This is a genomic window from Pseudomonas sp. Ps21-P2 (assembly GCF_039672565.1).
In the GTDB taxonomy this organism is placed as follows: domain Bacteria; phylum Pseudomonadota; class Gammaproteobacteria; order Pseudomonadales; family Pseudomonadaceae; genus Aquipseudomonas.
This window is the reverse complement of the sequence record NZ_JBDFPL010000029.1, coordinates 1-3,618: the sequence shown is the minus strand read 5'-3', so window position 1 is coordinate 3,618 and position 3,618 is coordinate 1. Positions and strand designations below refer to the sequence as shown.

The window sequence follows — 3,618 nt, the reverse complement described above, 5'->3', positions numbered from 1 at the left end:
CAGTGGGTCGCCAATTCCTTTGCGCACAGTGTGCAGGAAAAAAACAACGGCGACCGCGCCTATTTTGCCTACCACCGCGACCATACCGATGAATCCATTCACGTTGGCTCAATTGTAAAAAGCCGCAATACGGGAGATATGGTTATCCCGATCAGTCGGCGTATCAATACTCCTGATGGGGAGTTTGCAGGTGTCGCCTTGGCGACGGTCCCGGTCGCATGTTTTCAAGCGTTCTTCGAGCGAATGGATGTAGACGACAAAGGCGTTATCTTTCTCGCATTGAACAATGGTGATCTGCTGGCTCGCCGGCCAACATTGACTGCACTGATGACGACCAATGTGGCCAGGGGGGATATATTTACCCGCTATCTGCCATACAGCGACAATGGCACTGCCGTAATCAAGTCTGTGGTGGATGGCGTGGAAAGGATATATGCCTATCGACGGGTGTCCGGCCTACCCATCGTTGCAGCTGCAGGTGTGTCGTACCAACATGTCTTCGCGCCCTGGTGGGCTTATGCGTACAGATCCATGGCTTTGATCGGCATGATCACGTTGGCTCTGTGCTTGCTGGGCATTCTGTTATACCGGCAGATCCAGCAGCTAATCACCGCGGAGGGTGAGCTGAACGTCGCCAGAAATGAAATGGAGATTATCGCTCAGACTGATAGCCTGACACATCTGGCCAACAGACGGCGTTTCGATGCTACCTTGCAGCAGGAGTGGGGGCGGGCCAGGCGAAATAACTCAACCATAGCGCTTATCCTGTTGGACATTGACTGGTTCAAACAATACAACGACCACTATGGCCATCTGCAGGGTGACGACTGCCTGAGGCAGGTGGCAGAAATCATCGGGACCTGCGTCAATCGTCCGGGCGATCTTGCCGCACGGTATGGTGGGGAGGAATTTGTGGTCCTGCTGCCTGAGACGAATCTGGCCGGCGCTTTTAGCGTCGCCGAAAATGTCAGGTTGTCCATCGCCAATGCACTCATTGATCACGCCGGCAGCTCGCTGGGCATCTTAACGATCAGTTGCGGCGTGGTGGCGATCAATTCACCTGCAAAGGATTCCTATACAGCCGCCCTGGCAGAAGCAGATCGACTTCTCTATCTCGCTAAAAGCAAAGGTCGCAATGCTGTAGAGGGTCAGTCAATGCCTGATACTTACCGGCTGCATCAGACAAACGTTATCGACCTGTCTCGATAGCCGAGCATCAGGGCATACTTGAGAAGAAGATCAACCACAACTGCGGCAGCTGAATTGAACGAGGATCGCTCATTCAGTCGTCGGTCCTGTCTCGAAAAGCCGCACCTGGCGAATTGGGGTCAAAGGAAAATCAACTTGAAGCGGAGCCCTTGATGCGGCAACGATTCACGCTGCGAAAGCAACGTGAGCGTTCGTTTCGGACATCATAGACCAACTGCATGGCCTGCTCGTCAGTCACAACACCTGTTCTTCGAGCTTGCTCAATCCTGATGAGTAATGCATCACATTCATCTTCAAGGCTGGCCCAGTGAGCCAGGTGCAGAGTACGAATGGATTGTTTGAGAGCATCGAGCATAGGATCACCTGGATATCGCGCATAACCGAGTGGTAAATGCGAATTGCTGGGCAAGCCTGATTTTAAATCCATCACTATCTGGCTTGGCCCGAGAACTGCTCAACGGCTGCTACCACACTGTTGGCACTCTGCTGAATGTCCTTGATCACCTCGTCCGCCTCGCTTGCCAACTCCAGCGCCGTACCGGCCTGCTGCTTACTTTTTCCGATCATGTCCACCGCAGTGGAAGCGAGGATCTGATTCTTTTTCACGACCTCAACAATCTCTGCCGTTGCCTGAGTGGTTCAAAGGGCCAGTTGCCTGACCTCGTCAGCGACTACAGCAAATCCCCGGCCCTGCTCTCCGGCGCGTGCTGCTTCGATTGCTGCGTTCAAGGCCAACAGGTTGGTCTGGTCCGCGATGCTGCCAATGGTTTTGACAATGGTGCCGATTTCCTGGCTCTGGGCATCCAGAGCCTCAATGCCATGCGCCGCATCTTCCATCAACGCCGAAAGCGTGTTGAGGGTTGTAACGGTATTCTGGATAACTCCGCGGCCTTGCTGTGCACTGGCGTCTGTTTGAACAGACGTATCGTGGGCCATGCCGGCCGCCTCTGATATGGCGCGCTCACGGTTGACCTGGTCAGTGATTACGGTAGCGAGTTTGGCTATCTTGTACAGCTTGCCGTTGGCATCTACGATCGGATTGTAGGAAGCCTCGAGCCAGACCTCCCGGTTAGATTTATCCAATCGGCAAAACCTCCCGGCGACGTACGAGCCCTGTCGCAGGGTCTGCCAAAACTGCTCATATTCTGTTGAACCGACATCAGATGGCAGGCAAAAGATCCGGTGATGCTGGCCTTGGATTTGGGGCAATGAATAGCCCATGGCGTGCAGAAAATTCTGATTGGCCGTCAGGACTACCCCATCCAGAGAAAACTCGATGACGGCAGTGGAGCGCATCAGGGCCCCCACCAACGCTTCATTCTCCCTTGAGGCCTCAATGGTCCTGGTCAGCACGCTGCAATACAAAACGATGCGTTCGACCCGTCCGCTCTCACCGGCGAAAGGTATAACCATTGCCCGCAGCCAGACATGACGACCCTCACGACTGCACAGGCGCAAGGTACCGCTGTAATGCTTGCCCTTGGTAATTGCCTCCAAAGCGCGGCGCTGATGGACATCACCGTGCAGCTCAGCGGGGCTGAATTCCCGCAGGGTCCGACCGGACAATTCAGCTTGAGTGAATCCCAGCTCTTTTTCGAACAGAGCATTTACCTCCAGGATTACGCCTGCCGCATCCAGCGTCACCGCCACGGTTTCGAGATCCAGTGTCGCCTTGACCTGCTCCAGAGCTCCCAGCCGTTTTTCCAACTGCTGGATTCTGTTTTTCAACCGGTTATTGAACATGACAGTCACTCGCATTGATGAAAATACTATCGACGGGACGAATGAAACCTTGAGTATTCCCCTCAATGGCAGCATGCATGGCAGTTTCAGCAACAAGCGCTGACGGCGTGGGTTGTAGCGACCAAGCGACCATGCAATGTCCGGCAACGCTTTTACCGGCATGGCTGCGTTTCGGTAACACGCCGTGCAGTTGTTTTAAACAGGACAATCAAGTTTTTACTTGAGCAAAAACATGGCTAGCGAACCCTAAAAATCATGTTGCATTCAACCTGGATTCGTCTTCACTGAACACGTTGGTTCAGAGGCCGGCCACCTCTGAATCAGCGGGATAGCCCGGTGCTTGCAAGACAGCTATAACCAATCTCATCGACTTGGTATTGGCCTAATCTGTACCACTTTCAAGCTCGCTTGCAGGTAATGCACATGCCCTCAGATTCTTGCCCCGGCGTGGATGAAAAGACAGCTCTCGATAATTTCGTAAGCGCTGCTTCCTGCCTAGAAGCTTGTTCAGGCGCCGTTTTGGTTTTGCACGAAGGCGTGCACTGGCGCATCGCATCCACCTACGGATCCGCGCCAGACTTTAAGATCGAAAAAGCTATCGATGCCTGGCTGAAATTCGTGTTGTCTTACGACGACGTAGTCGATCTCAATGAAATTATGGTCGGC

The 3,618-nt window shown here is 53.5% G+C and carries 2 protein-coding genes and 2 pseudogenes; 2 read left to right on the top strand and 2 right to left on the bottom strand.

Going from position 1 to position 3,618, the window contains the following annotated elements; genetic code table 11:
• Positions 1-1,209, top strand: a 1,209-nt coding sequence (locus ABEH28_RS27210) for a sensor domain-containing diguanylate cyclase (protein WP_346631555.1), incomplete at its 5' end; no start/stop codon positions are given.
• Positions 1,210-1,339: 130 nt separating this feature from the next.
• Here the strand turns inward: ABEH28_RS27210 and ABEH28_RS27205 are convergent.
• Complete coding sequence (locus tag ABEH28_RS27205; RefSeq protein ID WP_192175169.1) at positions 1,340-1,564, bottom strand: hypothetical protein; 225 nt, start codon at positions 1,562-1,564, stop codon at positions 1,340-1,342.
• Between the two features lie 74 nt (positions 1,565-1,638).
• A pseudogene (locus tag ABEH28_RS27200) lies at positions 1,639-2,952 on the bottom strand (PAS domain-containing methyl-accepting chemotaxis protein).
• Positions 2,953-3,375: 423 nt separating this feature from the next.
• On the opposite strand from ABEH28_RS27200, the pseudogene ABEH28_RS27195 reads away from it, so the two are divergent.
• A pseudogene (locus tag ABEH28_RS27195) lies at positions 3,376-3,618 on the top strand (diguanylate phosphodiesterase); the annotation flags it as partial.

What these genes read in the sequence shown, in the direction of transcription:
- ABEH28_RS27205 (WP_192175169.1), bottom strand. Translation starts at nt 1,564, where the DNA reads ATGCTCGATGCTCTCAAACAATCCATTCGTACTCTGCACCTGGCTCAC.